Here is a 15,798-nt window from a genome sequence, read left to right as displayed (position 1 = left end):
CGGGGTGGATCCTTTCTCCATCGGGGGGACAGGGCGCGGTCATGCCGTTTCGTAGACGGCGCGCTGTACGACGCGCAGCCCCTGGTCGAGTTCGTCGCCGCTGATGGTCAGCGGGGGCAGCAGCTTGACGACCTGGCCGTGCGCTCCGGAGGTCTCCATGAGCAGTCCGAGTTCGAAGGCTCGGCGTGCGGCGCGGCCGGCGTGCCGGGGGTCGGAGAGCTCCAGGCCCCAGACCATCCCGCGGCCGCGGTAGGCGGATCCGCTGTGGTGCGCGGCGGTGTCGCGCAGCGCGGCTTCGATGGTCTGGGCGTGTGCCAGGGTCTGCAGTTTCAGCTTGTCGTCGGCCCAGTAGGTGTTGAGGGCGGCCGCCGCGGTGACGAAAGCCGGATTGTTGCCGCGGAACGTACCGTTGTGTTCGCCCGGTTCCCAGACGTCCAGCTCCGGCCGGAACAGGCAGAGGGACATGGGCAGTCCGTACCCGCTGATGGATTTGGAGACGGTCACGATGTCCGGGGTGATGCCGGCCTCTTCGAAGGAGAAGAAGGCCCCGGTGCGGCCGCAGCCCATCTGGATGTCGTCGACGATCAGCAGCATGTCGTGCTGCTGACAGAGCTGGGCGAGGCCACGCAGCCACTGCGGGCGGGCCACGTTGACGCCGCCCTCGCCCTGGATCGTCTCCACGATCACCGCGGCCGGCTTGTCCAGCCCCGACCCGTGGTCCCGGAGCAACTGCTCGAACCACAGGAAGTCGGGCGTCCTCCCGCCCATGTAGTGGTCGAAGGGCATGGGAGTGGCGTGCACGAGCGGTACGCCGGCGCCGGCCCGTTTGAAGGCGTTGCCGGTCACGGCCAGGGAACCCAGCGACATGCCGTGGAAGGCGTTGGTGAAGGAGACGACCGTCTCGCGCCCCTTGACCTTGCGCGCCAGCTTGAGGGCGGCTTCGACGGCGTTGGTGCCGGTCGGGCCCGGGAACATGACCTTGTAGGGCAGGTCCCGCGGGCGCAGGATCATGTTCTGGAAGAACTCGAGGAACGCGCGCTTGGCCGTGGTCGACATGTCCAGGCCGTGGGTGACGCCGTCGCGCTCCAGATAGTCGAGCAGGGCGCGCTTCAGCACCGGGTTGTTGTGGCCGTAGTTGAGGGATCCGGCGCCGGCGAAGAAGTCCAGGTACTCGTGCCCGTCCTCGTCGTACGTCCGGCTGCCCTGCGCCCGGTCGAACACGGTGGGCCAGCTGCGGCAGTAGCTGCGTACCTCGGACTCCAGGGTCGTGAAGACGCTCAGGTCGGGCTGGATGAGCGTCATGCCGAGACCTGCTCGAGCTGAGTGCGGAGGACGAAGTCGGTGAAGGTGTCCACCGAGACGAAGTCGTCCGCGTCCAGGTCCTCCGGGTCGACGACCAGACCGATGGAGTTCTCCAGGCCCATCAGCATCTCGAGCATGGTGGTCGAGTCGAGGTGCAGGTCGTCGAAGAGCTTGACGTCGCCGGTGAGGCCGGTGACGGGGCGCTCGAGGACGTCGGTGAGGGCGTTCTCGAGGGCGGTGACAACGTTCTGGCGATCCATGGTCATGTCCTTGTGTGAGTGAGGAGTTGCTGCGGTCGGGTGGGAAGAGGATCAGTGGGCGAGGCCGGCCCGCGGGGCCTCGGCGGTGACCGGGGCGGCCGAGGTCTGTTCGATCACGGCGGCCAGTTCCTTGCGGTCGACCTTGCCGTTGCCGTTGGTGGGCAGGGCGTCGAGGCGGACGCAGCGCCGCGGGATCTTGAAGGGCTCGATGTGGTCGCGCATGCTCTCGCGCACCTCGTCCGCGGTGATGTCGGCGACCACCGCGAGGAGCGCGCCCCGCTTGCCCTCGGGCGGCAGTACGGCGGCCGAGGTCACCCCGTCGACGCGGGTCGCGGCGGCTTCCACCTCGGTGGCGCTGAGACGGAACCCCCGCTCCTTGTACAGGTCGTCCCGGCGGCCGGAGAAGTAGAGGTAGCCCTCCTCATCCAGCCGGCCGTAGTCGCCGGTGCGCAGCTCGGGGAACAGTCCCTCGGCACGGGGGAAACGCTCGGCGGTCAGCTCGGGGCGTTTCCAGTAGCCCGCCATGACGTTCGGGCCGCGCACGACGAACTGGCCGGTCTGTCCGGGAGGCAGCCGGTTCCCGTCGTCGTCGATGACGAAGACCTCGGTGCCCGGCAGTGGCAGTCCGCAGGATCCCGGACGGTCGAGGTCTCCGTCCGGCGGCATGATCGCCGTGCGCTTGCACTCCGTGAGGCCGTACATGACCTGGATCCTCAGCCGGGGCAGTGCGGCGCGCAGCGCGGACATGGTGGTTTCGGACAGGGCCGCTCCGGTGTTGGTCAGCAGCCGCAGCCGGCTCGGTCCTCCGCTGCTGCGGCGGAGCAGCCAGGCGAGCCGATCGGCGATGGAGGGCACGGCGGGCAGCACGGTCGCCCCGGCTTCCTCCAGGCTGCGCAGCAGCGGGGGACCTGCCTCGGCGACCGTGCCCAGGTGCAGTCGGGCGCCGCTCAGTGCCGCGAGGTAGACCTGGTAGAGGCCGTAGTCGAAGGAGAGCGGCAGCGGGCAGTACACGACGTCGTCGCTGCGGTACCGCAGGCACTCCTGGATCGCGGAGACGGCGAAGAGCACCTGCTGGTGGGTGCTGACCACGGCCTTGGGCAGCGAGGTGGTACCGGAGGTGTAGATCAGGCTGACCGGGTCCACGGCCAGGGCACCGCCGCCACTGGGGGCGAGCGACACGTCGGTGCCCGCGTCGAGCGCGGTCCGGACGAGCTCGTCGAGCCCGAGGAAGCGCACGTCGTGCTGCGCGGCGGTCCGTCCCGCATCGGGATCGTCGGAGACCAGCAGCTTGGGTTCGCAGTCCCGCAGCACATGTTCCAGAGGCCCGCCGCGTACCTGTTCGTGCAGCACGCTGAAGACGGCGCCCAGGCGGGAGGCCGCGTAGAGCAGCAGGGCGATGCCGATGCCGTCGGCGGCGGTGACGACGATCCGGTCGCCGCGCCGCAGTCCTTCGCGTTGCAGGAGTGCGGCCGTCCTGGTGGCGGCGGTGGCGAGTTCTCCGTAGGTCAGGCTGCGGCTCTGCGAACTCAACGCGGCAGACCGGGGGCTGCGGTCGGCGGCCGCCTCCAGCAGTTCGTGCAGCAGCTGCGCTGTACGGGCCATCAGGTCTCCTCGGCGACGGGGTTGCGGGTGGTCGCCGTGTCCGTCCTTCGGTAGGGGACGACAGTGGTGGCGGTGGCGGAGCACACGAGCTGGGGGGCGTCGAGTACCGCGGCGGCGCTCTCCCCCGCTCCTGGGCGGGCGCTGAGGACTTTGTGCGCCTCGAGTTCGACCACCCGGCGCAGCCTGGTCTGCCGTACCAGTCGCCCGCGTGCCTCGATGTAGTCGCCCGGCTTCACGGGTGCGGTGAAGCGGACGTCGCTGTACTGGGCCAGCAGCCCCTCGTCGCCGTCCGTGCGGATGGTGATCTCGGTGACCAGATCGCCGAACAGTCGCAGGATGCGGGCGCCGTCCACCAGATCACCCCCGTAGTGGGCTTCCTCCTGGCCGACTCGCAGGCGGAGGAAGGCCGTGGTCTGCGGGGTCTGTGCACCGCGGGCACTCTGCTGGGCGGGGGCTGTGGTGTTGATGCTGGGCGGCGACACGGCGTCGGCCTCCTCGGGTTCTGTGGACGCTGTTCGTCCGTTTTCGGCTGAGGCACCGCCGGCGCCGGGGACGCCTATGGCGACTGCGGCTACGACGGTCTGTTTGTGGGTGATGGACACGGAGACGGAGGGCGGGGCCAATTGGGCGGCTCTCCCGCGGAAGCGGACGACGGGGGCGCCGTGCGGTGTGTGCTCCACGCATATCTCCCGTGGCGCCACGCCCTGGAGGAAGCCCATGCCCAGGACCTTGAGGACAGCCTCCTTGGCGGCGAAGCGGCCCGTGAGGAACTCCAGGCGCCGGTGGCCGCCGAGGGTCTCGGCATGGGCCAGTTCCTCCGGGGCGAAGCTGAAGCGCAGGAACCAGGGTCGCTCGACCAGGCGGCGCAGTTCCGAGCAGTCGAGGACGTCCACACCGACCCGGGCGCCGCGGCTTGCCGCGGTGGTCATCAGGACGCTGTGCGGAAGTCGACGAGGTGCTGCTTGGCCAGCAGATCCTCTGCGGTGTCGCGTTCCCGGATGAGATGGGCCCGCCCCCCGTGCACCATCACCTCGGCCGGGAAGCCGTGAGAGAGGAAGAGCCCGGGTGAGGCGGTGGGCCCGTAGGCCCCGGACCGCTCCACTGCCAGCAGATCGCCCGGCCGCACCTCCGGCAGCTGGACCTTCTTGGCGATGACGTCGTTGGGTGTGCACAGCGGCCCGGTCACGCTGTAGGGCCTGAGCGCGCCGGCGGCCCGGTTCGCCACGTGGCGGATCGGGAAGTTGCGCTTGACGAAGCTCCCGACGCCGACGGCGGCCATGTGGTGGTTGGTGCCGCCGTCGGCAACCACGAAGCTCTCCCCCATGGACTTCTTCACATAGCGGGCCCTGACGAGGTAGGTACCGGCCATGGCCGTCAGGAACCGCCCCAGCTCCATGATCATCCGGCTGTGCGGGTTGCGTGCGGAGAACGAGGAGAGGACGTCCGCCAGTCCGGTTCCCAGCGCGGTGAGGTCCAGGTCGTCCTCGTTCTCGAAGTAGGCGACGCCGAGCCCGCCGCCGAAGTCCACGGTCTCCAGGGGGAAGCCGAGTCGTCCGGCCAGATCCTCCGCGGTGGCGAGGATCTGCCGGGTGTTGTGGACGACGTCTTCGTGGTTCAGGAACCGTGTCCCCATGTAGGCGTGCACCCCCTTCACCCGGATGTGGCGCAGGGCCGCGAGTCGGTGCTTGGAATCACGCAGTTCGGCTTCGTCGATGCCGAACTGCCGGGGCTTGCCGCCCATGGCCAGTCCTGACCCCTTGCTGGCGAAGGCGGGGTTTACCCGCAAAAGCACCGGGAACTCGTCGCGGTCGGCGGTCGCCAGCAGCGAGTCCAGCTGGACGAGTTCGTCCAGTGATTCGCAGACGATCGCGTGAATTCCGGCTTCGATGCACGCGGTGAGTTCTCGTTCGTCCTTGCCGGGGCCGAGGAAGATGATGTCCTGGGGCGCGACCCCCGCTCGCAGAGTGGTGACCAGTTCGGCATAGGAGGAGACCTCGGCGCCGGCACCGAACGAGTTCAGCAGTGCGCAGACGCTGACGTTCGGGTTGGCTTTGAGCGAGTAGAAGACATCGACACCGGCGGGGAGCACGCCGCGCAGTTCGCGATACGTGCGTTCCAGGATGTCCGCGTCGTAGACGAACAGCGGGGTGCCGAACTCCTCGGCGAGTGCCGCCACCGCGTTGCCCTGAATGTGGTCATTCGAGGAAGCCATACAATCACTGCCATCCGCCGTCATCGAGTCGTGTCCGCTTTTTCATCGCTCGCCTCTCTCGCCGGTTCGTCGTCCAGCAATCACGATTCTGCGAGCTCTCGCGCGGCAAAGGAAGAACTGACGGGTGGACTGAATCGGTCCTGACCTATTCAGGCCCTGGACGGAGTTGGTATCCGCCCCGCGGGATGTCGGCGATCGCCGATATTCCCCATGTATGCTGAATCAAACTTATGAAAAAGAGCCGGTTTTCTGTCGTGGACCACGATCTCAGTCCCACTCGTAGAGCATGAGCGGCGCTTCGGCGCGTCGCAGGCACCATTCGGCCAGCTGAGGGCAGGCAGCGGCCGCCCGCACCCAGATCAGCTCGGCGGTCGACTCGGCCTCGTTCAGAGACGCGACGCGGAGGAAGAGACCGATGACCGGGTGGGGTCGTGACTGGAGATGCACGCTGACGTGTTCGAGGACGTCCGGTGCGGTGGCTTCCAGCATCTGCCTGATCTCGGCAGGCAGGGGGGCATCGCCTGGAGGGGAGACAGCGAGATGGACGAGGTACATGAGGCAACTGTCCTATTCGGGTCGTCAATCCCTTCCAGTGCTTGTCGACCAGCGACCATACGGACCGTCATGGCCGGATGAGCCCCCTCGCGACCGCGTGGACACCAGCCTGGAAGCGGCTTCGAGCGCCGAGGTGGTCCATGAGTTTCGTGGCGATGCGGCGTGCCGTGCGAGCCGACACACCCAACCTCGCCGCGACGGATTCGTCGGTGTGTCCTTGGGACAACAGCCGCAGGACCTCCGTCTGCTGCGGGCTCAGCCGCTGCGTGTCCGCGGGTAACGCGGTCGCGCCCATCGGCCGGGCGGACTGCCAGACACAATCGAACAGGGCGTACAGCGACGAGACCACTCCTGGCGTCTGCAGAACCACTGCCCCGGCAGCGGTGTCGTCGCAGTCGGCGGCGACGACGGCGATCCTCCGGTCGCAGATGATCATGCGGTTCGGTAAGGAGGGGACGGTTCGTATTCGCCCGCCGAGCGCGGCCAGCCACTCCGCGTGCGCCACCGTGGCAGGGTCGTTGCGGGCGCTGTCCAGATAGACGGTGCGCATCCGCACACCGCGCTCGAACAGGCTCTCGGCGAGCGGCCGCGAACTGCGCACATTGGCCGCCGTCTGGGCTCCGCCCGGAGCGAATGTCAACAGCTCGTCCTCGACCCTGTCGTACAGCGTCGCCAGGTGGTCGCGGACGCAGTCGACCCCGTTCAGGCGAAGTAACTCCTCCCTGTCCTGGGTGAACTCCGATTTGAGACGTACGGCGGCAGCCTTGGCCTCCTGCACACGCTTCTGATGCGCCGCGAGCTCGGCTCGTTGCCTCGCCAGCAGAATGTCCGCGGCCAGGTGCGGTTCAACAGCGTGGAAATTCCGGGGATCTTCGGAGGAACTCCGGATCAGGGCCAGTTCGCTGAGGGTGTCGAGTGCTGTCAGTACCGCCTGCTCGGTGAGTCGGAGACGGCGCATCAGGTCGGCCACACCATCGTGCGGGTGCGCCAGCATCTCCCGGTAGACCACCTCGGCCGTGGCGTCCATTCCCAGAACGTCGAACATGCGATTCCCCCTTTTGGGCAGCGTGCGTAGCGAGACCACGGAGCGCGGGAGTCTCGATACTACGAAGTCACGATGACCAGCCGTCGGAGAGCACGGTCAGTCAGAAAGGCCCGACTTCTTGCGCTTGTTGGCGAGGAGGCGCGCCTTTTTCTCACGGTTTCCACACGTGTTCATGTCGCACCATCTGCGGGTGTGGCCGCGGCTGGTGTCGACGAACGCGGCTCGGCACGTCGGCGACGCACACAACGAGATCTTTCCTTCTCGTTCTTCCGCGAGAAGGCTGATCGCGTCGGCGGCGATCACGCTGAGCGCGTCTTCCACAGAAGCAGAACCCAGCCGCCACTCCCGGCTGCCCTCGGGCGTCAAGATCGCCGAGGCCAGACCGTGAGTACTGCAGTCATTGATGACTTTGACAGCCGAAGAGGGTAGCGGCTCCTGGATCGCGACGGCGGTGGCGGCTGCGTGAATTGATTCCCGTAGCTCCCGGGCGTGGTCGAGCTGGGATTGGCCGCAGGAGTCGACGGCGAGCCCATGGACCGCCAGCCAGTCCGCGAGCCGGGACGGCACAGGAATGCGCTCCAGTGCCTCGCCGTAACGCTCCGACAGGGTCCCTGTGAAGCTGGTCGCCAGCACCTTGCCCAGACGGAACTCGGGAAAATACACAACCGCCATGGAACCACCTTAGCCGGTTGCCACTTGCGACGCAAGCACACGAGAACCCCCACAGATGGTTCTACGCGACTCGGGGATCCCACACCCCTCCGAGGCCAACGCCGGGTGCCCGAGGGCCGGTTGGAGAAACCCGGCATGCGGCGCCGGCTGCGCGGACCCGGCCCGTGGGTCGTCTGCCACGGGCCCGAACAGGCCAGGACCGCTTCAGGCCACCCGGCACTTCTTCCTTCGCCGCGTGGAGGCTCGTAGGGTCGTGATCGCCGGAGAATGGGCCGGCGAAAGGGACGAGCGATGGAAGACCGGGGACCATGAAGATTTTTGTCGACAGGGTCAAGTGTCAGAACCATGGGCAGTGCGCGATCTCGGCCCCGACCAACTTCGAGCTCGATGCCGGCGGGCAGCTTCAATACCAGGAAGCGTTCGATGAGGAGAACATCGGCGAGATCGAGGATGCTGTCGACTCCTGCCCTCTGCAAGCGATCTTCCTGAAATCGTGATGCCGCCGGTGGCCGACGGGCGGCCGCTTGTCGGCGTAGTCGGCTCCGGTATAGCCGGACTGCGAGCGGCCAACGCGATACTGAAATGCAAGGCCGACGCCAGGATCGTGGTCTTCGGAGAAGAGAATCACCGCACTTACAATCGGCCGGGTCTGACGAAGAAGCGGTATCCCATGTCGGATGCCCTCGACATGACGATCGCCGAGGACGTGAAGGTGAACGGAGCCGAGAACGACGCCCTGACCTGGCGTCTCGGCACCAGAGTCGAGAGCGCGGACCTGCGTGACAAGGTTCTGCGTCTGAGTACAGGCGAAACGTTCGCGTACGACGGTCTGGTGATCGCCGCGGGGGTACGCCCGCGTACCTCGGTCCGGGGCAACGGGGAGTGCGAGCTCCATACGCACCGAACCCTGCGCGGCCTGGGCGATGCGCGGTACATCCACCATCGGCTCCAAGCAAGCGAAAAGGTCACGATAGCAGGCGCCGGATTCGTTGCTTGTGAGCTCGCTTCGCTGGCCAAGGAATACGGTTGTGAAGTCCTCATGCTCGAAGCGCTGCGACGCGGACCGTTCGAGAGCATCCTGGGTGAGCCTGTTTCCACGGCGCTCGGCCGCCGGCTCGTTCAGCATGGCATCACGCTTCTGACCGGCGATTCCGCAAGGGAACTCCTCTGTGACGCGGAACCGTCGAACCGGGAGCCCCCGTCCGGTCGGCCTCTTTTCGTCGAGGCGATCGGAAGTGTCCCCAATGTTGAATGGCTGCACGGAAACGGCCTGGATCTGTCCGACGGGGTGCGCGTCGATGAATACATGCGTGTGTCACCGTGGGAGAATGTGTTCGCGGCCGGTGATGTCGCTCGCTACCCCGACCCGTGGGCGGCCGGGAACCTTACCCGCATGGAATTCTGGAAGAATGCGATCGACACCGGTGATCTCGCGGGCAGGTCTCTGGCGTCGTCCTTGGGATACGGTTCGGTGACCTCCCGGATCGGATACTTCCCCAGCATGTCCACGGAAGTACTCGGACTGCGCATCCAGATCGCCGGCAACCCGAGGATGTCGGATTCGATGGAGATCGTCCGCGGAGACCTGGATCAACCGGAACAGGGCGTGCTCGTCGCGTACCTACGGGAAGGCGCCATGGTCGGGGCTGCCTACATGGACAAAGGCGCTCGGTTCAACAGCGCGTACATACAGCTTCTGAAGTCGTTGAGAGAGCGCTGAGAGAGCGCTGAAGGACCCGGCCCCGATCACGGCCTCACCGCGGCCGGGACGGGGCGGGGAGGTCGCCGTCCCGGCCGTGTAACAGGGAACCGTCACGGGACGTAACACGCGCGAAGCACTGTGGGCGGTATGGAGACCACCTCGACGCCCACCCACTGCCCGTACTGCGCCCTGCAGTGCGGGATGACCGTCACGCCCCTGCCGCGGGGGGGCGTCGAGGTGACCGAACGTCCGGACTTCCCGGTGAACCGGGGTGCGCTGTGCGGCAAGGGGCGTACGGCGGCCGAGGTGCTGTCCTCGGCGGTGCGGCTGACCTCGCCACTGGTGCGGTCCGGGGACGCGCTGGTGCCGGCGAGCTGGGACGAGGCGCTGGACCGGATCGCCGCCGGGCTGTCCTCGGCGCGCGCCGGGTACGGTCCCGACGCGGTCGGGGTGTTCGGCGGGGGCGGCCTGACGAACGAGAAGGCGTACGCGCTCGGGAAGTTCGCACGGGTGGTGCTGGGCACCTCGCAGATCGACTACAACGGCCGCTTCTGCATGTCCTCGGCGGCTGCGGCCGGCCTGAAGGCGTTCGGACTCGACCGCGGGCTGCCGTTCCCCCTCGAGGACATTCCGAAGACCGGCTGTGTGATCCTGGTCGGCTCCAACCTGGCGGAGACCATGCCGCCGTCGCTGCGGTTCTTCAGGGAACTGCGCGAGAACGGCGGCACGCTGATCGTGGTGGATCCGCGCCGTACCAGGACGGCCGAGCAGGCGGACCTGCACCTGGCGCCCCGCCCCGGGACCGATCTCGCCCTGGCGCTCGGCCTGTTGCACCTGGTGGTGGCCGAGGGGCGCACGGACGAGGAGTACATCCGGGAGCGCACCACCGGCTGGGAGGAGGCGCGGGCGGCGGCGATGGCGCACTGGCCGGAGCACGTGGAACGGATCACGGGGGTGTCCGTTCCGCAACTCCGCGAAGCCGTCCGGATGTTCTGCGCGCCGGAAGCGGCGATGGTGCTGACCGCGCGCGGTCCCGAGCAGCAGTCCAAGGGCACCGACACGGTGGGCGCGTGGATCAACCTGTGCCTGGCGACCGGCCGGGCGGGCCGCCCGCTGTCCGGGTACGGCTGTCTGACCGGGCAGGGCAACGGACAGGGCGGGCGCGAACACGGCCAGAAGGCCGACCAGCTGCCCGGCTACCGCAAGCTCGACGACCCGGCGGCGCGGCGGCACGTCGCCGAGGTGTGGGGCGTGGACCCCGACAGCCTGCCGGGTCCGGGGCGCAGCGCCTACGAACTGCTGGACGCCCTCGGCACCGACATCCGGGCGCTGCTGCTGATGGGTTCCAACCCGGTGGTGTCGGCGCCGCGCGCGGCGCACATCGAGGGACGGCTGCGCTCGCTGGACTTCCTGGCGGTGGCCGACGTGGTGCTCTCGGAGACGGCGGCGCTCGCGGACGTGGTGCTGCCGGTCACCCAGTGGGCCGAGGAGACGGGCACGACGACCAGCCTGGAGGGGCGCGTGCTGCTGCGCCGCCGGGCGGTCACCGCGCCCGAGGGCATCCGCGGCGACCTGGAGGTCCTGCACGGCCTCGCCGCGCGGCTGGGCGTGGAGAAGGGCTTCCCGACCGACGCCGAGGAGGTCTTCACGGAACTGCGCCGGGCGAGCGCGGGCGGCCCGGCGGACTACTCGGGGATCACCTACGACCGGCTGGCGGCGGAGAACGGGGTGTTCTGGCCCTGCCCGGAAGACGAGGCCGGCGTCCATCCCGGCACCCCTCGCCTCTTCCTCGACCGGTTCGCCACCGGGGACGGCCGGGCCCGGTTCGTCGCCGTGACGCACCGGGGCCTGGCGGAGGAGCCGGACGACGAGTATCCGCTGGTGCTGACGACCGGCCGGGTGGTGTCCCAGTACCAGTCGGGGGCGCAGACCCGGCGGGTGGCCGAGCTGAACGCCGCCGCGCCCGGTCCGTTCGTGGAACTGCACCCGCGGCTCGCGGCGCGGCTCGGGGCGGCCGACGGCGACCCGGTGGCCGTCGTCTCACGGCGCGGCCGGGCGGTTGCCCCGGCCCGGGTCACCACGGCGATCCGCCCGGACACCGTCTTCATGCCCTTCCACTGGCCGGGCGAGGGCCGTGCCAACACCCTCACCAACCCCGCTCTCGACCCGACCTCCCGGATGCCGGAGTTCAAGGCCTGCGCGGTGCGGGTGGAGGCGGTACGGCCCTGAAGGCGTCCGACGCCGGGTCGCGGGGGCCCGGACGCCGGGCGGCACCGGCGGTACGACCGTGCGCCGGGCGGTAAGGCCGGACGCCGGGCAGCGCGGCGGCGCGGCGGCGCGGCCCCGAGGGCGCCTGACGCCAGGCCACGGACGGCCCGGGCGCCGGGCCACGGACGGCCCGGGCGCCGGGCCACGGACGGCCCGGGCGCCGGGTCACCGACGGCCCGGGCGCCGGGTCACCGACGGCCCGGGCGCCGGGTCACCGACGGCCCGGGCGCCGGGTCACGGACCGTCCGGGCGCCGGGTCACGGACCGTCCGGGCGCCGGGTCACGGACCGTCCGGGCGCCGGGCCGCGCGGCTCGTGAGCCAGTCGCCGCCCCGGATGCGTCTGCCCCGGGCCCTCAGGCGGGCGGCGACCGCGGGTGCGGCCAGGTAGACCCAGGCCCGGGCGGTGGTGCCGTCCGGGCGTACGACGTCCCGTGCGACGCGCTCGTAGAGGCTGTCCGGGTCGCCGGGGACGTACTCCTCCAACCGGTCGAGTTCCAGGAGGAGTCGGGCGTAGGCGCCGGGCAGCGCGGTGATCAGGTCGCCGGTGACCGTCGCCCCGGGTTCGTCGACGGCGTACGGGTAGCCGGGGCCTTCGTAGAGGGCCGCGTCCGGCAGGCGGCCGGGTTCCTCGGCGTGCGTGCGGCCGCGCAGGAACAGGGCGTGGTTCGGCTCGCCGGGGCGCAGGGTGCCGTAGACGAAGAAGGGCAGGGCGGGAGCGGTCACTGGAATCCCTGAGGTCACTGGGGTCACCGAGGTCACAGAAACGATTCTGGACCCCCTTCGCCCTCACACACATCTCCATGGCGACGCTATGGACATGACATGTCCGGGCCCCTTGAATCTCAGTCGACACCAGCGCCACCCCCACGCCTTCGAGGCGCCTCCCCAAGGAGTTCGATGAGTCGGACACGGCACACCCGAGGATCCCGTCTCACCACGGCCGGCGTCGCCGCCACCGCCGCCACCCTGCTGGCCGCCGCGCTCTCCCCCGCCGCGCACGCCGACAGCAGGCCGACCCGGATCACCGCGATCGAGAACGCGGCCTCGGCGCTCCTGGCACAGGCCACGAACCTGGGCCTGACCTCCGCCGAGGGCACCTCCGTCCGGGACGTGATCGTCGACAAGGACGGCACCCAGCACGTCCGCTACGACCGCACCTACCACCAACTCCCCGTCCTGGGCGGAGACTTCGTGGTCCACCTGGCCTCGGACGGCGCGTACCGCGGCGCCGACCGGGCGACCAGGTCCGCGATATCCCTGCCCAGCGTCGTCCCCTCGATACCGGCGCCCAAGGCCGCCGACCTCGCGGTGAACGCACTGCGCGCCGTGAACCTCGGCGAGATCCTGCGGAAGGTGACCGCCAAGCCGCAGCTGGTCGTGGACGCCCTGCACGGCAGGCCCAGGCTGGCCTGGCGGACCAACGCGGTGGCCCAGGACTCGCTCGGCAACCCGGTCGCCCGTACCGTCCTGACCGACGCCCGCACCGGAGCCCAGATCGACGCCTGGGACAGCATCGAGACGGCGGCCGGCGACGGCCAGTCCCTCTACAGCGGCACGGTCCCGCTGCAGACCACCCAGTCCGGCTCCTCGTACCAGCTCAAGGACCCGACACGGGGCAACACCTACACGGGCGACGCGGCCAACAAGACCGACCTGTGCATCTTCGGCATCTGCATCAGCCGCGCACCCTCCACGCTGTTCACCGACGCCGACAACCACTGGGGCACGGGCACGAACACCGACCGGTCCTCGGCGGCCGTGGACGCCCAGTACGGCACCGACGTGACCTGGGACTACTACAAGAACGTCCACGGCCGCAACGGCATCGCCGGCGACGGCAAGGGGTCGTACAACCGGGTCCACTACGGCAGCGCCTACAACAACGCCTTCTGGGACGACAGCTGCTTCTGCATGACGTACGGCGACGGCGACGGGACGAGCCTCGGCCCGCTGGTCGCGCTGGACGTGGCGGGCCACGAGATGACGCACGGCGTCACCTCCAAGACAGCGGCGCTGACCTACACGGGCGAGTCCGGCGGCCTGAACGAGGCCACCTCCGACATCCTCGGCACGCTGGTGGAGTGGTACGCGAACAACCCCTCCGACCCCGGCGACTACCTGATCGGCGAGAAGATCGTCCGCCCCGGCTTCGGCCGGGACGCCCTGCGCTACATGGACAAGCCTTCCAAGGACGGCAACTCGGCGGACTACTGGAGCAGTTCGGTCGGCAACCTGGACGTCCACTACTCCTCCGGCGTGGCCAACCACTTCGCCTACCTCCTCGCCGAGGGCAGCGGACCGAAGACCGTCAACGGCGTCAGCTACAACTCGCCCACCTCCAACGGCGCCACGCTCACCGGGATCGGCCGGGACAAGCTGGGGGCCATCTGGTACCGGGCGCTGACGGTGTACATGACGTCGTCGACGAACTACGCGGGGGCGCGGACCGCGACCCTGAACGCGGCCAAGGACCTGTACGGGTCCGGCAGCACGGAGTACAACGCGGTGGCGGCGGCCTGGAGCGCGGTCAACGTGAACTGAACGGCCCGCGCCGCCACGGGCACCACGGCCGGCCCCGTCGAGGGGGCCGGCCCTCACCCGTTCACCCCCGTCGGCCACACCCTTCGTACTCTTTTCTGACCGATTCACGCGCACGCCCCTGACCAGCCGGAATCCCGCCAACACTGGTCCATAAGGGTCTCGCGGGCGCCACCCGTTCATCCCAGTCCTGACGCTCCCTCAGGAAGCGGTCCAGCCCCACTGCCACTTATCTCGGAAGGGCACGGACCGCACAAGCCGTAGGGAGCACCATGCGACGCACCGCCCGTCTGCTGACCGGTACGGCGCTCGCCGTCGCCGCGGCGGGGCTCGCCGCCGCGCCCGCCGAGAGCGCCGACGGCGGCGCTCTCCAGGTGTACCCGGCCACGGCGACCCCCGGCAGCCAGGTCACCGTGAACACGGCGGCCTGCGGGGCCAAGGCCGCCGCGGCGGCGGGCGACGCCACCGCGGTCGGCGCCGGCACCTTCACCCTCGCGCCCAGCACGCACGAGGGCGAGGCGATCGGCGAGTTCCGGGTGCCGCCGAGCGCGCAGCCGGGGACGTACGAGATCGTCGCGAAGTGCGCCGAGGGCGACCGGCGCGTGACGGGCGATCTGATGGTGGCGCTGAGCGGCGCGGGGCACGAGCAGGTGCAGCCGCGCGGCAGCGTGAAGACCGGGGTCGGCGGCGCACTGGGCCCCGATCCCGTGCAGACCACGGCGGGCGTGGCCGCTCTGGCCGTCGCCGCCGCGGGCGGTACCTGGCTCCTGCATCGCCGGGCGAGAGGCGACGGGATCTGACGGACACCCTCCGCTGTCCGTCCGCCGGTACCGCATGTCCCGCCCCCTCCGGGTCCGACGCCCCTCGTGGCCCGGAGGGGGCAGGGGACAGTGCTGTCCTTGGAAGAGGGGTTCTCATGCGCAGGATCGGGGACACCGCGATAGCCGCCGTCACCGTGATCGCCCTCGGCTCGGGGGTCTGGCTGCTCGACGGCCCCACCGGGACGCACGCCCCGCCGCAGCCGCCGGCCGCCGAGGGCCGCCCCGACCCGGGTGCGGAGAGGCTCTCGGCACCCGCGCTGCCGCCCTCCCCGCCGATCCGCATCCGGATCCCGTCGATCCGGGTCGACGCCCCCCTGACCGGTCTCGGCCTGACGAGGTCCGGCAGCCTCGACGTGCCGCCCGCCGGGAACAAGAACCTGGCCGGCTGGTACGAGGCCGGCACCACCCCCGGCGAGAAGGGCACCGCGATCGTCGCCGGCCACGTGGACAACACCGACGGCCCCGCCGTCTTCTACGACCTCGGCGCCCTCAGACGGGGCGCGGCCGTCGAACTCGACCGGCGCGACGGCAGTGTGGCCTTGTTCACCGTCGACGCCGTCGAGGTCTACCAGGCGCGCGACTTCCCCGACGACAAGGTGTACGGCGCGGCCCGGCGGCCCGAACTGCGGGTGATCACCTGCGGCGGCGGATACTCGAAGACCACCGGCTACCAGGGCAACGTCGTCGTCTTCGCCCACCTCACCGGCAGCCGCTGACCCCCGCCCCGGGTCCGCCTCACAGCGCTCCCCCGGTGCCCGCACGGAACCCTCACACCCCGCACCCGCCCCCGCTGAGGGCAGCGTTCCCCGCGGGAAACAGA

15 protein-coding genes are annotated in these 15,798 nt (G+C 69.8%); 6 read left to right on the top strand and 9 right to left on the bottom strand.

Annotated elements, in window-relative coordinates; translation table 11 throughout:
* Nucleotides 1–39 precede the first annotated feature (39 nt).
* The 8 genes from ectB to ACFYMM_RS14130 all read right to left on the bottom strand — a co-directional run bounded on the left by ectB (nucleotide 40) and on the right by ACFYMM_RS14130 (nucleotide 7,648).
* Nucleotides 40–1,302 (bottom strand): diaminobutyrate--2-oxoglutarate transaminase, encoded by a 1,263-nt coding sequence (gene ectB / locus ACFYMM_RS14165; protein ID WP_388386151.1) that lies wholly within the window; start codon nucleotides 1,300–1,302, stop codon nucleotides 40–42.
* Complete coding sequence (locus tag ACFYMM_RS14160) at nucleotides 1,299–1,562, bottom strand: acyl carrier protein (protein ID WP_388386150.1); 264 nt, start codon at nucleotides 1,560–1,562, stop codon at nucleotides 1,299–1,301. Before ACFYMM_RS14160 ends, ectB begins: the two co-directional genes overlap by 4 nt.
* 51 nt (nucleotides 1,563–1,613) lie before the next feature.
* Entirely contained in the window at nucleotides 1,614–3,164 is a 1,551-nt protein-coding gene (locus tag ACFYMM_RS14155) for a class I adenylate-forming enzyme family protein (RefSeq protein ID WP_388386149.1), read from the bottom strand.
* Nucleotides 3,164–4,093 (bottom strand): 4'-phosphopantetheinyl transferase superfamily protein, encoded by a 930-nt coding sequence (locus ACFYMM_RS14150; RefSeq protein ID WP_388386148.1) that lies wholly within the window; start codon nucleotides 4,091–4,093, stop codon nucleotides 3,164–3,166. Before ACFYMM_RS14150 ends, ACFYMM_RS14155 begins: the two co-directional genes overlap by 1 nt.
* Nucleotides 4,093–5,376, bottom strand: coding sequence for a type III PLP-dependent enzyme (locus ACFYMM_RS14145; RefSeq protein WP_388386147.1), 1,284 nt, complete (start codon nucleotides 5,374–5,376; stop codon nucleotides 4,093–4,095). Before ACFYMM_RS14145 ends, ACFYMM_RS14150 begins: the two co-directional genes overlap by 1 nt.
* Nucleotides 5,377–5,643: 267 nt before the next feature.
* The gene (locus ACFYMM_RS14140) at nucleotides 5,644–5,931 is read right to left on the bottom strand and encodes a hypothetical protein (RefSeq protein ID WP_388386146.1); all 288 of its coding nucleotides are present in this window, start codon (nucleotides 5,929–5,931) and stop codon (nucleotides 5,644–5,646) included.
* 67 nt (nucleotides 5,932–5,998) lie between these two features.
* Nucleotides 5,999–6,976, bottom strand: a complete 978-nt coding sequence (locus ACFYMM_RS14135) for a LuxR C-terminal-related transcriptional regulator (RefSeq protein WP_388386145.1) — start codon at nucleotides 6,974–6,976, stop codon at nucleotides 5,999–6,001.
* Between the two features lie 96 nt (nucleotides 6,977–7,072).
* A complete protein-coding gene (locus tag ACFYMM_RS14130) occupies nucleotides 7,073–7,648 on the bottom strand; it encodes a CGNR zinc finger domain-containing protein (protein WP_388386144.1) in 576 nt (191 codons plus the stop codon).
* A 308-nt stretch (nucleotides 7,649–7,956) separates the two neighbouring features.
* On the opposite strand from ACFYMM_RS14130, the gene ACFYMM_RS14125 reads away from it, so the two are divergent.
* The 3 genes from ACFYMM_RS14125 to ACFYMM_RS14115 all read left to right on the top strand — a co-directional run bounded on the left by ACFYMM_RS14125 (nucleotide 7,957) and on the right by ACFYMM_RS14115 (nucleotide 11,579).
* On the top strand, nucleotides 7,957–8,145 hold the full coding sequence (locus ACFYMM_RS14125) for a ferredoxin (protein WP_388386143.1): 189 nt from the start codon (nucleotides 7,957–7,959) through the stop codon (nucleotides 8,143–8,145).
* Nucleotides 8,145–9,368 carry an NAD(P)/FAD-dependent oxidoreductase gene (locus tag ACFYMM_RS14120; protein WP_388386234.1) on the top strand — a complete coding sequence of 408 codons (1,224 nt, stop codon included), beginning with the start codon at nucleotides 8,145–8,147 and terminating at the stop codon, nucleotides 9,366–9,368. The genes ACFYMM_RS14125 and ACFYMM_RS14120 overlap by 1 nt, the downstream gene beginning before the upstream one ends.
* Before the next feature lie 129 nt (nucleotides 9,369–9,497).
* The gene (locus ACFYMM_RS14115) at nucleotides 9,498–11,579 is read left to right on the top strand and encodes a molybdopterin oxidoreductase family protein (protein WP_388386142.1); all 2,082 of its coding nucleotides are present in this window, start codon (nucleotides 9,498–9,500) and stop codon (nucleotides 11,577–11,579) included.
* 319 nt (nucleotides 11,580–11,898) lie between these two features.
* On the opposite strand, the gene ACFYMM_RS14110 is transcribed toward ACFYMM_RS14115, so the two are convergent.
* Nucleotides 11,899–12,342, bottom strand: a complete 444-nt coding sequence (locus ACFYMM_RS14110) for a gamma-glutamylcyclotransferase family protein (protein WP_388386141.1) — start codon at nucleotides 12,340–12,342, stop codon at nucleotides 11,899–11,901.
* A gap of 174 nt (nucleotides 12,343–12,516) precedes the next feature.
* On the opposite strand from ACFYMM_RS14110, the gene ACFYMM_RS14105 reads away from it, so the two are divergent.
* From ACFYMM_RS14105 to ACFYMM_RS14095, 3 genes are all read left to right on the top strand, one after another.
* Nucleotides 12,517–14,160 carry a M4 family metallopeptidase gene (locus tag ACFYMM_RS14105; RefSeq protein ID WP_388386140.1) on the top strand — a complete coding sequence of 548 codons (1,644 nt, stop codon included), beginning with the start codon at nucleotides 12,517–12,519 and terminating at the stop codon, nucleotides 14,158–14,160.
* A gap of 269 nt (nucleotides 14,161–14,429) precedes the next feature.
* Nucleotides 14,430–14,957 carry a hypothetical protein gene (locus tag ACFYMM_RS14100; RefSeq protein WP_388386139.1) on the top strand — a complete coding sequence of 176 codons (528 nt, stop codon included), beginning with the start codon at nucleotides 14,430–14,432 and terminating at the stop codon, nucleotides 14,955–14,957.
* Between the two features lie 116 nt (nucleotides 14,958–15,073).
* Nucleotides 15,074–15,694, top strand: a complete 621-nt coding sequence (locus ACFYMM_RS14095) for a class F sortase (protein ID WP_388386138.1) — start codon at nucleotides 15,074–15,076, stop codon at nucleotides 15,692–15,694.
* The last annotated feature ends 104 nt before the right edge of the window (nucleotides 15,695–15,798 follow it).

The sequence above is a fragment of the Streptomyces sp. NPDC006739 genome (assembly GCF_042869815.1).
Taxonomy (GTDB): Bacteria; Actinomycetota; Actinomycetes; order Streptomycetales; family Streptomycetaceae; genus Streptomyces.
The sequence above is the reverse complement of the archived record's forward strand: the minus strand, read 5'-3'. Positions and strand labels throughout refer to the sequence as shown.

Excerpts from the sequence above, each read along its gene's own strand:
- ectB (WP_388386151.1), bottom strand. The coding sequence starts at position 1,302 with ATGACGCTCATCCAGCCCGACCTGAGCGTCTTCACGACCCTGGAGTCC.
- ACFYMM_RS14160 (WP_388386150.1), bottom strand. The coding sequence starts at position 1,562 with ATGGATCGCCAGAACGTTGTCACCGCCCTCGAGAACGCCCTCACCGAC.
- ACFYMM_RS14155 (WP_388386149.1), bottom strand. The coding sequence starts at position 3,164 with ATGGCCCGTACAGCGCAGCTGCTGCACGAACTGCTGGAGGCGGCCGCC.
- ACFYMM_RS14150 (WP_388386148.1), bottom strand. The coding sequence starts at position 4,093 with ATGACCACCGCGGCAAGCCGCGGCGCCCGGGTCGGTGTGGACGTCCTC.
- ACFYMM_RS14145 (WP_388386147.1), bottom strand. The coding sequence starts at position 5,376 with ATGGCTTCCTCGAATGACCACATTCAGGGCAACGCGGTGGCGGCACTC.
- ACFYMM_RS14140 (WP_388386146.1), bottom strand. The coding sequence starts at position 5,931 with ATGTACCTCGTCCATCTCGCTGTCTCCCCTCCAGGCGATGCCCCCCTG.
- ACFYMM_RS14135 (WP_388386145.1), bottom strand. The coding sequence starts at position 6,976 with ATGTTCGACGTTCTGGGAATGGACGCCACGGCCGAGGTGGTCTACCGG.
- ACFYMM_RS14130 (WP_388386144.1), bottom strand. The coding sequence starts at position 7,648 with ATGGCGGTTGTGTATTTTCCCGAGTTCCGTCTGGGCAAGGTGCTGGCG.
- ACFYMM_RS14125 (WP_388386143.1), top strand. The coding sequence starts at position 7,957 with ATGAAGATTTTTGTCGACAGGGTCAAGTGTCAGAACCATGGGCAGTGC.
- ACFYMM_RS14120 (WP_388386234.1), top strand. The coding sequence starts at position 8,145 with ATGCCGCCGGTGGCCGACGGGCGGCCGCTTGTCGGCGTAGTCGGCTCC.
- ACFYMM_RS14115 (WP_388386142.1), top strand. The coding sequence starts at position 9,498 with ATGGAGACCACCTCGACGCCCACCCACTGCCCGTACTGCGCCCTGCAG.
- ACFYMM_RS14105 (WP_388386140.1), top strand. The coding sequence starts at position 12,517 with ATGAGTCGGACACGGCACACCCGAGGATCCCGTCTCACCACGGCCGGC.
- ACFYMM_RS14100 (WP_388386139.1), top strand. The coding sequence starts at position 14,430 with ATGCGACGCACCGCCCGTCTGCTGACCGGTACGGCGCTCGCCGTCGCC.
- ACFYMM_RS14095 (WP_388386138.1), top strand. The coding sequence starts at position 15,074 with ATGCGCAGGATCGGGGACACCGCGATAGCCGCCGTCACCGTGATCGCC.